This is a genomic window from Paraburkholderia translucens, assembly GCF_020881035.1.
GTDB classification, from domain to species: Bacteria; Pseudomonadota; Gammaproteobacteria; order Burkholderiales; family Burkholderiaceae; genus Paraburkholderia; species Paraburkholderia translucens.
In genome coordinates this window covers 240,978-254,503 of the sequence record NZ_JAJITC010000002.1, presented here as the reverse complement: position 1 = coordinate 254,503, position 13,526 = coordinate 240,978, and the positions used below count along the sequence as shown (strand labels likewise).

Genomic DNA, 13,526 nt, shown 5'->3' with positions numbered 1-13,526 from the left:
AAACGGCGGGTTGCAGCGGCCGATTCGAGATGCGGGGGCTTCGGCCGCGCTGAATTTGTCGATATTATCAACGGCTGGACCGGTGGGGGTACCTGGAACCCGACTTCGAACGACAGCGATTGAAGCCCCCCGCCGGCGCCGGTCACAGCGGATCGGCGGGAGCGAAGCAACAGCGCGGCAAACCGGCTGGCGGTGTCCAGCCTTCTTTCCGGGAGATTTCATGTCGGTAATCGTGGTGGCGAATCCGAAGGGCGGCGTGGGCAAGAGCACGCTATCGACCAATCTGGCGGGCTATTTCGCCGCGGCGGGCGAGTGGGTTGCGCTGGCCGACCTCGACAAGCAGCACTCCGCGCACGCGTGGCTCGAATTGCGGCCCGCCACGCTACCGCTCATCGAAACCTGGGAGGTCGATCCCGACACGCCGGGCAAGCCGCCGAGGGGGCTCGAGCACGCGGTCATCGACACGCCGGCCGGCCTGCACGGCAATCGCATGAGCATCGCGCTCGATCTCGCCGACAAGGTGATCGTGCCGCTGCAGCCGTCGATGTTCGATATTCTCGCGACCCAGGATTTTCTCGAGCGGCTCGCGAAGGAAAAGGCGGTGAGGAAGGGCGCGATCGAAATCGGCGTGGTCGGCATGCGCGTCGATGCGCGCACCCGCTCGGCCGAGCAGCTGCATCGCTTCGTCGAAGGGCTGAAGCTGCCGGTGCTCGGCTTTCTGCGCGACACGCAGAACTACGTGCAACTCGCGGCGCACGGCCTGACGCTGTGGGACGTCGCGAAAAGCCGGGTGGAAAAGGATCTCGAGCAGTGGCAGCCGATCGTCGAGTGGACGAACGGCGTGGCAGGCAAGAGCTGAGTCGGGGCAGGCTGCCCGCCGTCAATCAGGGGCCAGCGTAGCCGCGCTCAGCTCCAGGCCTGAGTGGGCACGTGGTCGCGGCTGCCCTTGATCTTGTTGTTTTCGTCGACGAACACGAGGTCCGGCTTCCAGCCCGCTTTCAGCTCCGCCTCGTCGACCATCGCGAACGCCGCGATGATGACCAGATCGCCAAGCTGCGCGCGCCGCGCGGCCGAGCCGTTCAGCGAAATCATCCCGCTGCCGCGCTCACCCTTGATCGCGTAGGTCGAGAAGCGCTCGCCGTTGTTGATGTTCCAGATGTCGATACGCTCGTTTTCAACGATGTTCGCTGCTTCGAGCAGGTCTTCGTCGATCGCGCACGAGCCCTCGTAGTGGAGCTCGCAGTGCGTGACCGCGACGCGGTGAATCTTCGACTTCAGCATGTTGCGTTGCATGACCAATCCTGTGTGACGACGTTGGCGCCGAAGGTCGCGGCGTCAGATTTCGAGGTTGTCGATGAGCCGGGTCGCGCCGAGCTTCGCGGCGGCCAGCACGACGAGCGGTGCGTTGGCGTCCTGCGGGGGCGGAGCGATCAGGTTCGAGCGCTTGCGGATCGCGATGTAATCGGGATTCCAGCCGCGCGCCGCGAGCGTCGCTTTGGCCGCCTGTTCGAGCTTCGCAAAGTCGCGCTCGCCCGCGAGCACCGCATCGCGCACCCGATTGAGCTCGGCGGCCAGCATCGGCGCCTCGGCGCGCTCGGCGTCCGAAAGGTACCGATTGCGCGAGCTGAGCGCGAGGCCGTCGGTGTCGCGCACGGTCTCGGCGGCGACGATGTCGGTCTGCAAGGCGAACTGGTGGCACATCTGGCGCACGATCATCAGCTGCTGGTAATCCTTCTTGCCGAACACCGCGACGCGCGGCTGCACGCACGACATCAGCTTCATCACCACGGTGCAGACGCCGTGGAAGAAACCCGGACGGAACTCGCCCTCGAGAATGTCGCCGAGATCATGCGGCGGATGCACCCGGTATTCCTGCGGCTCCGGATACATATCCTTTTCGGTCGGCGCAAACAGCACGTAGACGCCTTCCTTTTGCAGTTTCTCGATGTCGGCTTCGAGCGTGCGTGGATATTTGTCGAAATCCTCGTTCGGACCGAACTGCAGCCGGTTGACGAAGATGCTCGCCACGACCGGGTCGCCGTGCTGGCGCGCAAGGCGCATCAGCGACAGATGGCCCTCGTGCAGGTTGCCCATCGTCGGCACAAAGGCCGTGCGATTCTGGCCGCGCAACTGGTCGCGCAATTCATGGATCGAGCTGATGACTTTCATGATCGGACAGGGAATGGCTCGCGCGGCGCGCGATCCGGTTGGCGCAAGACCAGGCGGAATCGCGCGGGCCGCTGCCTCACCGGCAATGACGGGTTCGGAGCGCGGATTGTAGTGGATTTGCGCAGCGGGTGCACCGAAACGCGGCCGCGCTCCGGGGCGGCGCACCGCGCACTCGCCGCGGATCCAGCGTTGACGTCCGCCAGGTCTCGCTGTGACGGTTTGCCATGAGTTTCCCGCAGAGCGGCCGCCGCGCGGACCTCGCGCGACGCTCGCTCAGGCCGGCAGATACGCCAGCCGCACGTAAATTGGCGCGAACGGCTCCGCCTGCGTGATTTCGACGAGCGATTCACGGCACAGTTCGAGCATGGCGATGAAGTTCACGACCACGACCGGCACGCCGCGGCTCGTGTCGAACAGGTCGGAGAACTCGATGAAGCGCGCGTTCTGCAACTGCCGCAGGATCAGGCTCATGTGCTCGCGCACCGACAGCTCTTCGCGTGAAATCTTGTGGTGCTGGACCAGCTTTGCGCGCTTGATCACGTCGGCCCAGGCGGCGCGCAGGTCTTCACTGTTCACGTCCGGGAAACGCGGCGTGATGCTCTGCTCGATGTAGACCTCGGCACGCAGGAAGTCGCGTCCAAGCTGGGGCAGCTGGTCAATGCGTTGCGCGGCGAGCTTCATCTGCTCGTATTCGAGCAGACGGCGCACCAGTTCGGCGCGCGGGTCTTCGGCTTCCTCGCCGGTGTCGGCCTTCTTGACCGGCAGCAGCATGCGCGATTTGATCTCGATCAGCATCGCGGCCATCAGCAGGTACTCGGACGCGAGTTCGAGATTGGTCTTGCGCAGTTGCTCGACGTAACCGAGATATTGCTCGGTGACATCCGCCATCGGGATGTCGAGCACGTTGAAGTTCTGCTTGCGGATCAGATACAGCAGCAGGTCGAGCGGCCCCTCGAAGGTCTCGAGGAACACCTCGAGCGCGTCCGGCGGGATGTACAGGTCGTTCGGCAGCTTGAACAGCGGCTCGCCGTACAGACGCGCGAAAGCGACGCCGTCGACCGTGTCGGGCGTCGAATCGGTGGCGGGAGTGGCGAGCGCGGCGTCGGCGGGCGCCGGCGCTGGGCCGTGGACCGGGCCGTGTGCCTCGTCAGCGTGACTCATCGTCGGCGTGAGTGGGGCGCTCAGAAGTTCTGGTAGTACGAGTAAGGCGTCTGCTCCACGCGCGAGGCTTTCTGCTCGGCGCGCTCTTCCAGATCGATCGGCTGTTTGTCCCAGAGCAGCGCACGGCCTTTGCGTTGCTCGGCCTCCAGATGGGGCTTCTGTTGTTTGAGCTGGTTCAGGAACTGGGTGATGTCCGATTGATACATGGCTCGACGTCCGTGGTGGGTAGGGTGGCGGCTTCCGGTCTGGCCGCTGCGCGGCGCCGCAAGGAGCGCGCCGTCGCCCGCAATTTTACCGCATGCGCCCGCGCGCGGTCTAAAAACACCGTGGGTCGCCTTTTTTTGAAAGGAAGCGCGGGGCTCGGCCGGCGGGCACGAGAGGGGCCGGCGAGGGGCGCGTTGTGGTCAAATAACATGCCTCGATCGCTCAGCGCGGCCGGGCACGGGAATTCAACCACTGAGGCCGGAGGTCCTGTTTGGCAGGAGGTACGATCGACAGGCCGCGTGCATGGCGCGGCCAGACCGGCCAGGCGAGCGGGCGCGCGCGTGAGCGCGCGGCGCTCGCGCGGCGCTGGCTGCGCGTGTCCTTCGCCTTCGTCCTCGTTCTTCTGATGCTGCTGGCCGCGGGCGAGACCCATGCGGCGCGCACGCCGCCGAGCTACAAGGTCGAGGTGGTCGCCGAGCCGCGCTCGCTGCGCCGGCTGCTCGAACAGCACCTCGATATTTCCCGTTTCGCGGAGCGCCCCGACGTCACGGACGACCAGTTCTCGTTCCTGATCACCGCGACGCCGCAACAGGTGCGCGATCTCGCCGCGACACAGGGCTATTTCTCCCCGCTCGTCAGCACCGACGTGCGCACCGTCAGCGACGTGCGGCAGGTCACCGTGCGTGTCGAGCCAGGCCCGCAGACCAAAGTCACCTCGGTGGATCTGTCATTTCGCGGCGCGGTGCTGACCGAGGATTCGTCGCGCGAAGACGCCACGCGCTTCGCGTTTTCGCTGCACGAGGGCCAGCCGTTCTCCCAGGGCGCCTGGGACGACGCGAAGAACGCGTCGCTGCGCGAGCTGCAATCGCGCCGCTACCTCGCCGCGAAGATCTACCACTCCGAGGCGCTGATCGATCCGCGCACGCACACGGCGCAGTTGTCGGTGATCTATGACAGCGGGCCGACCTTCACGATGGGCGAACTCGACGTGCAGGGCACGAGGCGCTATCCGGAGCGCATCGTCCATAACGTCAATCCGATCAAGCCGGGCGACATCTACGACACGCGCACCGTCGCCGAGCTGCAGCGGCAACTGCAGAACACGCCGTACTTCGCGAGCGTCGCGATCGACCTCGACAACGACCCGGCCAAACCGCTCGACACGCCCGTGCACGTAAAAGTGTCGGAGTTTCCATATCACAGCTTCCGCGGCGGCGTCGGCTATTCGACCGATAACGGCGCGCTCGTGCATGGCGGCTACACCTATCTGAACACCTTCGGCGCGGCGTGGCCGTTCACCGTCGAGGGACGCGCCGACCAGACCCAGCAATATGGGCAAATCCAGCTGTCTATGCCGCCGGGCCTGCACGGGTGGACCAATAGCGCGCTCGTCTCGTACACGACCACCGACGTCTCCGACACGCGCATCTACAGCCTGCGCGGCGGCGTGCAGCGCTCGCGCACGTCCCAGTTCCTCGACTACGGTTACTCGCTGCTGTTCTATGACGACAAGCTCGACCAGAACGCGGCGCCGCCGACCCGCGCGCATGCGCTAGTGCCGGCATGGTCGTGGACGCGGCGCGACACCGACGACCCGCTGTTCCCGCGCCGCGGCAACCTGGTCCACGTCGAGGCGGGCTTCGCGGTCAAGGGGCTGCTCGCCAACCAGTCGTTCATCCGCGGCTATGCGCGCGGCCAGCAGTATTTTCCGATCGGCGTCGACGACATCGTGCTGATCCGCGCTGAGCTCGGCGGCGTATTCACGAGCGGCAGCTCGAGCGGGATTCCGGCGTCGCTGCTGTTCCGCGCGGGCGGCTCGAACTCGGTGCGCGGCTACAGCTTCCAGAGCATCGGTAACGACGTGGCCGGTTCGACCCTGCCGACCAAGTACCTGGTGACGAGCGCGGTCGAATATCAGCACTGGTTCTCGCGCAGTTGGGGCGCGGCGGCGTTCTTCGACATCGGCACCGCCACGGATACCTGGGGCGAAAAAGTGTTCTTTCCGGGCGTTGGCGTCGGCGCGCGCTGGCGCAGCCCGGTCGGCCCGGTCAATCTCGATCTCGCTTACGGGATTCGCAATAACAGCGTGCGGCCGTATATCACGCTCGGCATCGCGTTCTGACGTTCTGACAACATTTCGCTACCTCACTCGCCACCTTATTCGCCACCGCATTCACGCATGACCACCGACGTCACCGACCCGCCCCCCGCGCAACCAGCCGGCCCCACGCCGCCTGAGCCGCCGGACGGGCAGCCGCCGCCCGACACGCCGCCGCCGAAGCGGCGTTGGGGCTGGCTGCTGCTGAAAGCGGTCGCGGGTACGGTGATCACGCTGGTGCTGCTCGCGGCGCTCGCGCTCGGGCTGCTGTACGGCGCGCTGACGACCGAGCGCGGCACCGCGTATGCGTGGCACGCGGCGGTGAGGCTGCTCGGAGGGCGACTCGACGGCACGCTCGACGGCGGCACGCTCGCGCGCGGCGTGCAACTGAGCGACGTGCGCTGGCGCAGCCTCGACGGCAGCGGCACCGACATCCGAATCGACCGCGTCGCGGGCAGTTGGGCGCTCGCGCGCGACCCGTGGCGTTTCACGATCGACTATCTGCACGTCGGCACGATCGAGGCGCGAATCGGCGCGTCGTCGACGAGCAGCAATGAGCCACTGAAGCTGCCGCAGGATCTGCAACTGCCGATGCAGTTGGAGATCCGCGACGTGCAGGTCGAGCGGCTGCTGCTGCACCAGGGCGGGTCGACGACGGAGCTGTCGCGTTTCGCATTCCATGGACGCAGCGACGGGCGTCATCACGAGGCGGCCGTCGATCGGCTCGATACGCCGTTCGGGGCGCTGACGGCAGCGGTGAAACTCGATGGCGTGCGGCCGTTTCCGCTCACCGGCGAGGTTGGTTATTCGGGCAAGGTCAACGATGAGGCGGTGCAGGTGGCCGGCCACCTGAGCGGCACGCTCGAACAGCTGGTCGCCGAACTCGATGCGAGCGGCATGAAGCTGGCCGGTCACGCGCGAATCGAGGCGGCGCCGTTCGCCGCGATGCCGCTGCAACGCGCCACACTGACCTTCGACCACGTGAATCCGCAGGCTTTCGCGCCCGGTGCGCCGCTGGCCGATCTGGCCGTGCGCGCGGAGTTGCAGCCGGTGGAGCAGGGTGCGGCGGCGGCTCCCGGCGCGAGCAGCGCGGCCGAACCCTTCGCCGCCGGTCACCCGCACCACGGCCTCGGCGCCCACCACGAGCCGGCCCGCCCCGCCGCGGGCTTTGCCGTCGCGGGCCACATCTCGATCGTCAACGCGAAACCCGGCGCGATCGACCAGAAACTGCTGCCGCTGATCGACGCGAACGCCGACGTGCGTCTTGACGCTCACGCGCAGAGCATCTCGAACCTGAACGTGCGGCTCGTGCGCAACGCGACGCTCACCGGCGGCGGGACGCTGAGCGGCCGGCACGGGCAGCTCGATCTGTCGGTCGCGCGGCTCGACCTGAACGCGCTTCAGGCCAGCGTGCGGCCGACGCAACTGTCCGGCCCGATCGCGGTCCGCCTGAACGACGACATCCAGACCGTGACGCTCGATCTCGCCGACCCCGCCGCCGCGCTGCGCGCGCAAGGCAAGATCACCTTCGACCCGGCGCGCACCAGCTTCAATGACGTGCGCGTCACGTCGGGCCGCGGCCGCATCGATCTGTCGGGCGCGCTGAAGCACGACGCGAACTCGACCTACAACCTGAAGGCGCAGCTGACCGATTTCGACCCGCTGTCGCTGACTTCGCAGCTGCCCGCGCGTGCGCCGCTCACCCCATCGGCCGCGTCCGCCGCGAGCGGCGCGCAGCGCGAGCGTCACGCGCGGACCGAAGCGCCCGGGCGCGGGACGCCACCGCCCGCGCATCGCGCGAGGCCAGCGGCGGCACCCGCGCGCAGGATCGAGGCGCGCGTGAACGCCACGCTCACGGCGGCCGGTGTGCTCGCGCCGGTCTTCACGACGCGCGCCGAATTCGCGCTCGGCCCGAGCGTCTACGACGACCTGCCCCTCACGGGCGGTGGCACGATCCAGCTGGCCGGCTCGCGAATCCTGCCGAGCCACGCCAATCTCTCAGTGGCGGGCAACCAGGTGAATTTGCAAGGCAGCTTCGGTGCGGCCGGCGACCGGCTGCGCTTTGGGATCGACGCCCCGCAGCTCGATCGGCTCGGCTTCGGCCTGGCCGGGGCGGTCTCCGCCGACGGCGACGTCACCGGCTCGTTCGCGCATCCGAATGTCACGCTGAACTACAAGGCGGACAGCGTCGTGTTCGCGAGCAACCGCATCGGTCACGCACAAGGCCATGCCGAGTTGCGCGACGGCGCGAACGGCGCGCTCGCGTTCACGACCGACGCGCGCGATGTCAGCGCGGGCGGCGTCGATCTGAGCACGCTGAGCGCCCACCTGTCCGGCACGCGCGCGCACCATACGCTCGAAGCCGCCGCGACCGGCAAGATGCGCGACCGTCCGCTCGATCTGACGCTCGCGGCGAACGGCAAGCTGAGCGACACGCGTGACGGCACGCGCTGGGACGGCACCGTCACGCGTCTGCAGAATCGCGGTACGCCGACGCTCAATCTCGAATCGCCGCTCGCGGTCAGCGCCGGGACAGGGCACCTGACGCTCGGCGCGACGCGCCTGACGATCGAAGGCTCGGTGCTGACCCTGAAGTCGTTCGCGTTCGATCGCGGTCGCATCCAGTCGGCCGGCAGCCTCACCGACGTGTCGCTCGCGCACTTGCAGGAGCTGCGGCAACAGATCACCGGCGAGTCGCCTGCCGTGCGCACCGACCTGGTATTCGACGGCGACTGGGACTTTTCGCTCGGCGCAACCGCGAGCGGCCATGTCGAGCTGCGGCGGCGCAGCGGTGACGTGACGGTCGAGATCGGCCGCGGGCTCGCGTCGATGGGAATTGGCGCCATCCGCGCGCGCGCCGAATTCTCCGGCGGCAACCGGCTCGACGTGACCGTGCACGCGCAGGCGAGCCGCGTCGGCGTGATCGATGCCGATGCCCACACGCCGCTCGTGATGCGCGACGGCATGCTGAGCTTCGATCCGCAAAGCGCGCTGTCGGGCAACGTGAACGCGAACGTGCCGTCGCTGCGCACGACGGGCGGCCTGCTCGGCCCGGGCTATCTGCTCGAAGGGCATCTCGCGCTGAAGCTCGCGCTCGGCGGCACGGTCGCGAAGCCGAACGTGACCGGATCGCTGACCGGCGACGACCTGTCCGCGACGGTCGTGAGTCAGGGCGTGCAACTGAAGGACGGCGTCGTGCGCATCGCGCTGTCGCAGAACATGGTGGACTTCCAGCAGGTCGAGTTCCACGGCGCGAGCGGCACGCTGCGCGCAACCGGGCGGGTGCGCCTCGACAGTGCGGAGCCCGATCTGAGCGCGAGCATCGTCGCGGACAAGCTCGATGTGTTCGCGTCGCCCGATCGCCATCTGTCGCTGTCGGGCAGCGCGAACGTCGCGAATGGGGGGGTGGGGCAGGGCCCCGTGATCGAGGGCAAGTTCGTGGTCGACAGCGCGCTGTTCGATATGCCCGAGCAGGCCGCGCCGAGCCTCGGCGACGATGTCGTGATCATCCGCCCGGACGGCACGCGCTCGGGCGGCCGGCCGCGCCCGACCGAAGGCGAACAGCGGCCGGCGAGCCCGTTCGCGCCGCGCGCCAACGTCGAAATCAGCCTTGGCAACAACTTCCGCTTCCGTGGGCAGGGCGCCGATCTTGGCCTCGCTGGCACGATCACCGCGACGAGCGCGCCGAACACACCGCTGCGCGCGGTCGGCAACGTGCGCGTCACGCCGGGTTCGACCTACACCGCGTTCGGCCGCAAGCTGACGATCGAGAACGGCTTCTTCACGTTCAACGGTCCGGTCACGAATCCGGGCATCAACATTCTGGCGATGCGCCGCAACCAGCAGGTCGAGGCCGGCGTGCAGGTGACGGGCACGCTGCAGACGCCGGTCGCCCGCCTCGTGTCGGAACCGAGCGTACCGGACAACGAAAAGCTGTCCTGGCTGCTGTTCGGCCACGGCACCGACCAGGGCAATAACCTCGGCCAGCAGAGCACGATGACGACGGCTCTCGCGCTGCTCGGCAGCGCGACGGGCAAGCGGATCGCGCAGACCGTCGGGCTCGACGAGTTTTCGATCGGCCGCAGCGACGTCGGCCTGACTGATCCGCAAGTCGTGATGGTGTCGAAGGCGATCAACGAGTGGCTCGTGATCGGCTACGAACAGGGGCTGCAGTCGGCGAGCAACGCGATCAAGGCGACGATCAATCTGTCCCGGTACTGGTCGCTGGTCGTGTATGGCGGCACGTTCTATGGCGCCGACGTGCTCTATACGCGGCGCTTCGATCGCATCGCGTGGTAATGCGGGCGCCGTAAAAAAAAACGGCACGCTTCGGCAAGCGTGACGGCACGCTTCGGCAAGCGTGCCGTCCGTTTCATGCCTGCTTCCGGCGAGGCGGGGTGGGGCGCCCGCCGGCGCCGCGCGTCACTTCACGCGCATGCCGGGCTTCGCGCCGCTGTGCGGCTCGAGCACGTAGAGGCCCGGTTCGGCCTTCTCGTCGGCAGCCGATGCGGCCAGCACCATCCCTTCGGACATGCCGAACTTCATCTTGCGCGGTGCGAGGTTCGCGACCATCACGGTGAGCTTGCCGATCAGTTGCTCCGGCTGATACGCGGACTTGATGCCCGAAAACACGTTGCGCGTTTTTTCTTCGCCAACGTCGAGCGTGAGTTGAAGAAGCTTGTCCGAGCCTTCCACCGCCTTGCAGTCGACGATCTTCGCAACGCGCAGATCGACCTTCGCGAAGTCGTCGATCGAGATGATGTCGGGCTCCTCTTCCTTCGCGGCGGCCGCCTTGGCGTTAGCCTTCGAGCTGGCCTTCGCGTCGGCCGGCGCCGCCTCCGGCGTGGCCTGCAGGGAGTCGCGATTGGCCGCGAGCAGCGCCTCGATCTGCTTGGGATCGACGCGCGTCATCAGGTGCTTGTACGCGTTGATCGGGCGCGCCGAGCTGAGCGGCACGGCGGCGTCGGCCCAAACGAGCGGCTCGATGCCGAGGAATGCCTCGACCGCTTCGGCGAGCTTCGGCAGCACCGGCTTCAGTGCCAGCGACAGCAGGCGGAACGCCTCGATGCTGACGCTGCAGGTCTCGTGCAGCGCAACCGCGTTGGCGGGGTCTTTCGCCTGATCCCACGGCTTCGCGGTATCGACGTAGGCGTTGACCGAGTCGGCGAGCTCCATGGTTTGACGCAGCGCGCGGCTGTACTCGCGTGCCTCGTAGTGCGCGGCGATCTGCGGCAGCGCCGCGCGCAGCGAGCCGAGCAGCGGATGATGCATCGCGCTGTCCTGCACGCGGCCGTCGAAGCGCTTGATCAGGAAGCCGGCCGCGCGGCTCGCGATGTTCACGTATTTGCCGACCAGATCGCTGTTCACGCGCGCCTGGAAGTCGTCGAGGTTCAGGTCGAGGTCCTCCATCGTGCTGTTCAGCTTGGCTGCGAAGTAGTAGCGCAGCCATTCCGGGTTCAGGCCGGTGTCGATCACGCTTTGCGCGGTGATGAAGGTACCGCGCGACTTCGACATCTTCGCGCCGTCGACGGTCAGAAAGCCGTGCGCGAACACGTTGGTCGGCGTGCGATGGCCGGAGAATTCGAGCATCGCGGGCCAGAACAGCGTGTGGAAATACAGGATGTCCTTGCCGATGAAGTGGTACTGCTCGGCCGTGGAGCCCTTGCGGACCCACGCGTCGAAGTCGAGGCCGCGTTTTTCGGCGAGATTCCGGAAGCTCGCGTAATAGCCGACCGGCGCGTCGAGCCAGACGTAGAAATACTTGCCGGGCGCGCCCGGGATCTCGAAACCGAAGTACGGCGCGTCGCGTGAGATGTCCCAGTCGGCGAGTTTCGCTTCGCCGGCGTCGCCGAGCCACTCGCGCATCTTGTTGGTGGCTTCCGGCTGCGCGAGGCCGCCGACCCATGAGCGCAGGAAGTTCTCACAGCGCGGATCGGACAGGCGGAAGAAGTAGTGCGTCGAGGTCTTGCGAATCGGGGTCGCGCCCGAGAGGACCGAGTACGGATTGATGAGCTCGGTGGGCTGGTAGGTCGAGCCACAGACTTCGCAGCTGTCGCCGTATTGATCTTTCGCGCCGCATTTCGGGCACTCGCCCTTGATGAAGCGGTCCGGCAGGAACATTTCCTTGACCGGGTCATACGCCTGTTCGATCTCGCGCGCGTCGATCAGCCCCGCCTCCTTCAGCGCGAGGTAGACGTTTTCGCTGAGTACACGGTTTTCGTCGGAATCGGTCGAGTAGTAGTTGTCGAACGAAATGCCGAAGCTGTCGAAGTCGCGCTTGTGTTCCAGCCACACGCGATCGATCAGCTGTTTCGGCGTCAGGCCTTCTTTTTCCGCGCGCAGCATGACCGGCGTGCCGTGCGTGTCGTCGGCGCCGACGTAATAGACCTCGTGGCCGTGCATTCGCAGCGCCCGGACCCAGATGTCCGTCTGGATATATTCGACCAGATGGCCGATATGAATCTGCCCATTTGCATACGGTAGGGCCGACGTGACGAGAATCTGGCGGCGGCCGGACGGCGCGCCTGCTGGGAGATCGGTGGCGGGTGCTGACATATGGATCGAGGAGTGCCTGCGGTGGGACGAAACGATGATTCTAGCAGGGCGCACGCCTCACGCGGGCTGGGCGCGGCGGGCTGGACGGGCGGCGCGAGGGCGGGCCGGAGAGAGGCCGCGGGTAGGGAAGAGCGGCGCTAGGCGAAGCCGCGTGCAAACCGTGCGGGCAAAAAAAACCGGGGTTGATAAACCCCGGAGCAACAACGACAAGAGGAGAATGGTGACGTGACGGCTTCGCCAGCCACGTACCGTAAAGAGAGACAGCGGATTTTCCGCGGAGTTCGAAATTTTTTTCGTCCCGCCGGCAATCCGGTCCGACGGCCCGTCTGGCCGGCCATCCGGGCTCGTGCGGCTGAATAGCCGGCCCGGCCCGGCGGCGCCGTCTCCTCGGGACTTGCCTTTATTGCGTCGCGTGCTGGGCGGTGGCGCGCAGGTAAATTTCGACGCGACGGTTCGCCGCGCGGCCGGCTTCGGTGTTGTTGTCGGCGATCGGCTGGTTCGGGCCCATGCCAGTGGCCGACAGGCGCTGCGGCGCGATGCCGCGTTGCGCCAGATAACCGGTCACGCTCTCCGCACGATTGACCGACAGCGTCTGGTTGTATTGCAGCGAGCCGGTGCTGTCCGTATGACCGACGACGGACACGACGATCTCCGGATTCTGCTGCAACGTTTGCGCGAGCTGATCGAGCACCGGCGCGAACGACGGCTTGATTGCATAGCTGCTGGTATCGAACGTGACCGAACTCGGGATGTTCATCTTGAGCGAGCCGTCCGGCTGCTCGGTGATCTGCGTGCCGGTGCCCTGGGTCGCGCCCGACATGCGGTTGCGAATTTTTTCCCAGTTGTAGCCGGTGATACCGCCGACGGCGGCGCCGGTGGCCGCACCGATTGCCGCGCCCTTGCCGCCGCCGAAGATCGCGCCGATTGCGGCGCCGGTGCCGGCGCCCACGCCGGTGCCGACCGCGGTGTTCGTGCCCTGTTGGGTCTCGCAGCCTGCCAGCAGAGAGCCGGCAACGGCGAACACGGCCATTCGAGTCATGATTTTTGCGTTCATCTTCGTTTCCTTTCGAGTCCGAATAAATCAGCGGGTAGCGATCAGTCTATGCAGCGAACGTTACGGCAGTGCAACGACCATTCTGATTGCCCGGAGAGCACTCCTGCGCCTTGCTCCGCGCGGTCCTACAGCGAAGAAGGGTCTTCGGGCACCGTCTGCCTTCAGACACTACAATAATGCCTGAAACACGCAGGCATGCGACCTACGGCTTCCCGCGTGCCCCGAAGGGTGCCCGGCATGTCCGGTTTGCGCAATCCTGCATAACAATTTTTTGCAATTCCGCCG

Annotated in this window: 9 protein-coding genes; 3 read left to right on the top strand and 6 right to left on the bottom strand. The window is 66.8% G+C overall.

Going from position 1 to position 13,526, the window contains the following annotated elements; all coding sequences use genetic code 11:
• Positions 1-220: 220 nt before the first annotated feature.
• Positions 221-859 carry a ParA family protein gene (locus tag LJ655_RS04335; protein ID WP_230560026.1) on the top strand — a complete coding sequence of 213 codons (639 nt, stop codon included), beginning with the start codon at positions 221-223 and terminating at the stop codon, positions 857-859.
• A 47-nt stretch (positions 860-906) separates the two neighbouring features.
• Here the strand turns inward: LJ655_RS04335 and panD are convergent, their stop codons facing one another.
• The 4 genes from panD to LJ655_RS04315 all read right to left on the bottom strand — a co-directional run bounded on the left by panD (position 907) and on the right by LJ655_RS04315 (position 3,536).
• Positions 907-1,293 (bottom strand): aspartate 1-decarboxylase, encoded by a 387-nt coding sequence (gene panD / locus LJ655_RS04330; protein WP_230560025.1) that lies wholly within the window; start codon positions 1,291-1,293, stop codon positions 907-909.
• A gap of 42 nt (positions 1,294-1,335) precedes the next feature.
• On the bottom strand, positions 1,336-2,169 hold the full coding sequence (gene panC, locus LJ655_RS04325) for a pantoate--beta-alanine ligase (RefSeq protein WP_230560024.1): 834 nt from the start codon (positions 2,167-2,169) through the stop codon (positions 1,336-1,338).
• A 273-nt stretch (positions 2,170-2,442) separates the two neighbouring features.
• A complete protein-coding gene (locus LJ655_RS04320) occupies positions 2,443-3,330 on the bottom strand; it encodes a segregation and condensation protein A (RefSeq protein ID WP_230560023.1) in 888 nt (295 codons plus the stop codon).
• Positions 3,331-3,350: 20 nt separating this feature from the next.
• Positions 3,351-3,536 (bottom strand): DUF3460 family protein, encoded by a 186-nt coding sequence (locus LJ655_RS04315; protein WP_230560022.1) that lies wholly within the window; start codon positions 3,534-3,536, stop codon positions 3,351-3,353.
• Between the two features lie 269 nt (positions 3,537-3,805).
• Between LJ655_RS04315 and LJ655_RS04310 the strand changes: the two genes are divergently transcribed.
• Both LJ655_RS04310 and LJ655_RS04305 read left to right on the top strand, forming a co-directional pair.
• Positions 3,806-5,656: an autotransporter assembly complex protein TamA gene (locus tag LJ655_RS04310; protein ID WP_230560021.1), complete on the top strand. Its 1,851-nt coding sequence runs from the start codon at positions 3,806-3,808 to the stop codon at positions 5,654-5,656.
• A 57-nt stretch (positions 5,657-5,713) separates the two neighbouring features.
• On the top strand, positions 5,714-9,931 hold the full coding sequence (locus LJ655_RS04305) for a translocation/assembly module TamB domain-containing protein (protein WP_230560020.1): 4,218 nt from the start codon (positions 5,714-5,716) through the stop codon (positions 9,929-9,931).
• 123 nt (positions 9,932-10,054) lie between these two features.
• Here the strand turns inward: LJ655_RS04305 and metG are convergent, their stop codons facing one another.
• Positions 10,055-12,187: a methionine--tRNA ligase gene (gene metG, locus LJ655_RS04300; RefSeq protein ID WP_230560019.1), complete on the bottom strand. Its 2,133-nt coding sequence runs from the start codon at positions 12,185-12,187 to the stop codon at positions 10,055-10,057.
• A 400-nt stretch (positions 12,188-12,587) separates the two neighbouring features.
• Positions 12,588-13,241, bottom strand: a complete 654-nt coding sequence (locus LJ655_RS04295) for a YiaD family glycine zipper/OmpA-like lipoprotein (RefSeq protein ID WP_230560018.1) — start codon at positions 13,239-13,241, stop codon at positions 12,588-12,590.
• Positions 13,242-13,526 lie beyond the last annotated feature (285 nt).

Excerpts from the sequence above, each read along its gene's own strand:
- metG (WP_230560019.1), bottom strand. The coding sequence starts at position 12,187 with ATGTCAGCACCCGCCACCGATCTCCCAGCAGGCGCGCCGTCCGGCCGC.
- LJ655_RS04335 (WP_230560026.1), top strand. The coding sequence starts at position 221 with ATGTCGGTAATCGTGGTGGCGAATCCGAAGGGCGGCGTGGGCAAGAGC.
- LJ655_RS04320 (WP_230560023.1), bottom strand. The coding sequence starts at position 3,330 with ATGAGTCACGCTGACGAGGCACACGGCCCGGTCCACGGCCCAGCGCCG.
- panD (WP_230560025.1), bottom strand. The coding sequence starts at position 1,293 with ATGCAACGCAACATGCTGAAGTCGAAGATTCACCGCGTCGCGGTCACG.
- LJ655_RS04305 (WP_230560020.1), top strand. The coding sequence starts at position 5,714 with ATGACCACCGACGTCACCGACCCGCCCCCCGCGCAACCAGCCGGCCCC.
- LJ655_RS04315 (WP_230560022.1), bottom strand. The coding sequence starts at position 3,536 with ATGTATCAATCGGACATCACCCAGTTCCTGAACCAGCTCAAACAACAG.
- LJ655_RS04295 (WP_230560018.1), bottom strand. The coding sequence starts at position 13,241 with ATGAACGCAAAAATCATGACTCGAATGGCCGTGTTCGCCGTTGCCGGC.
- panC (WP_230560024.1), bottom strand. The coding sequence starts at position 2,169 with ATGAAAGTCATCAGCTCGATCCATGAATTGCGCGACCAGTTGCGCGGC.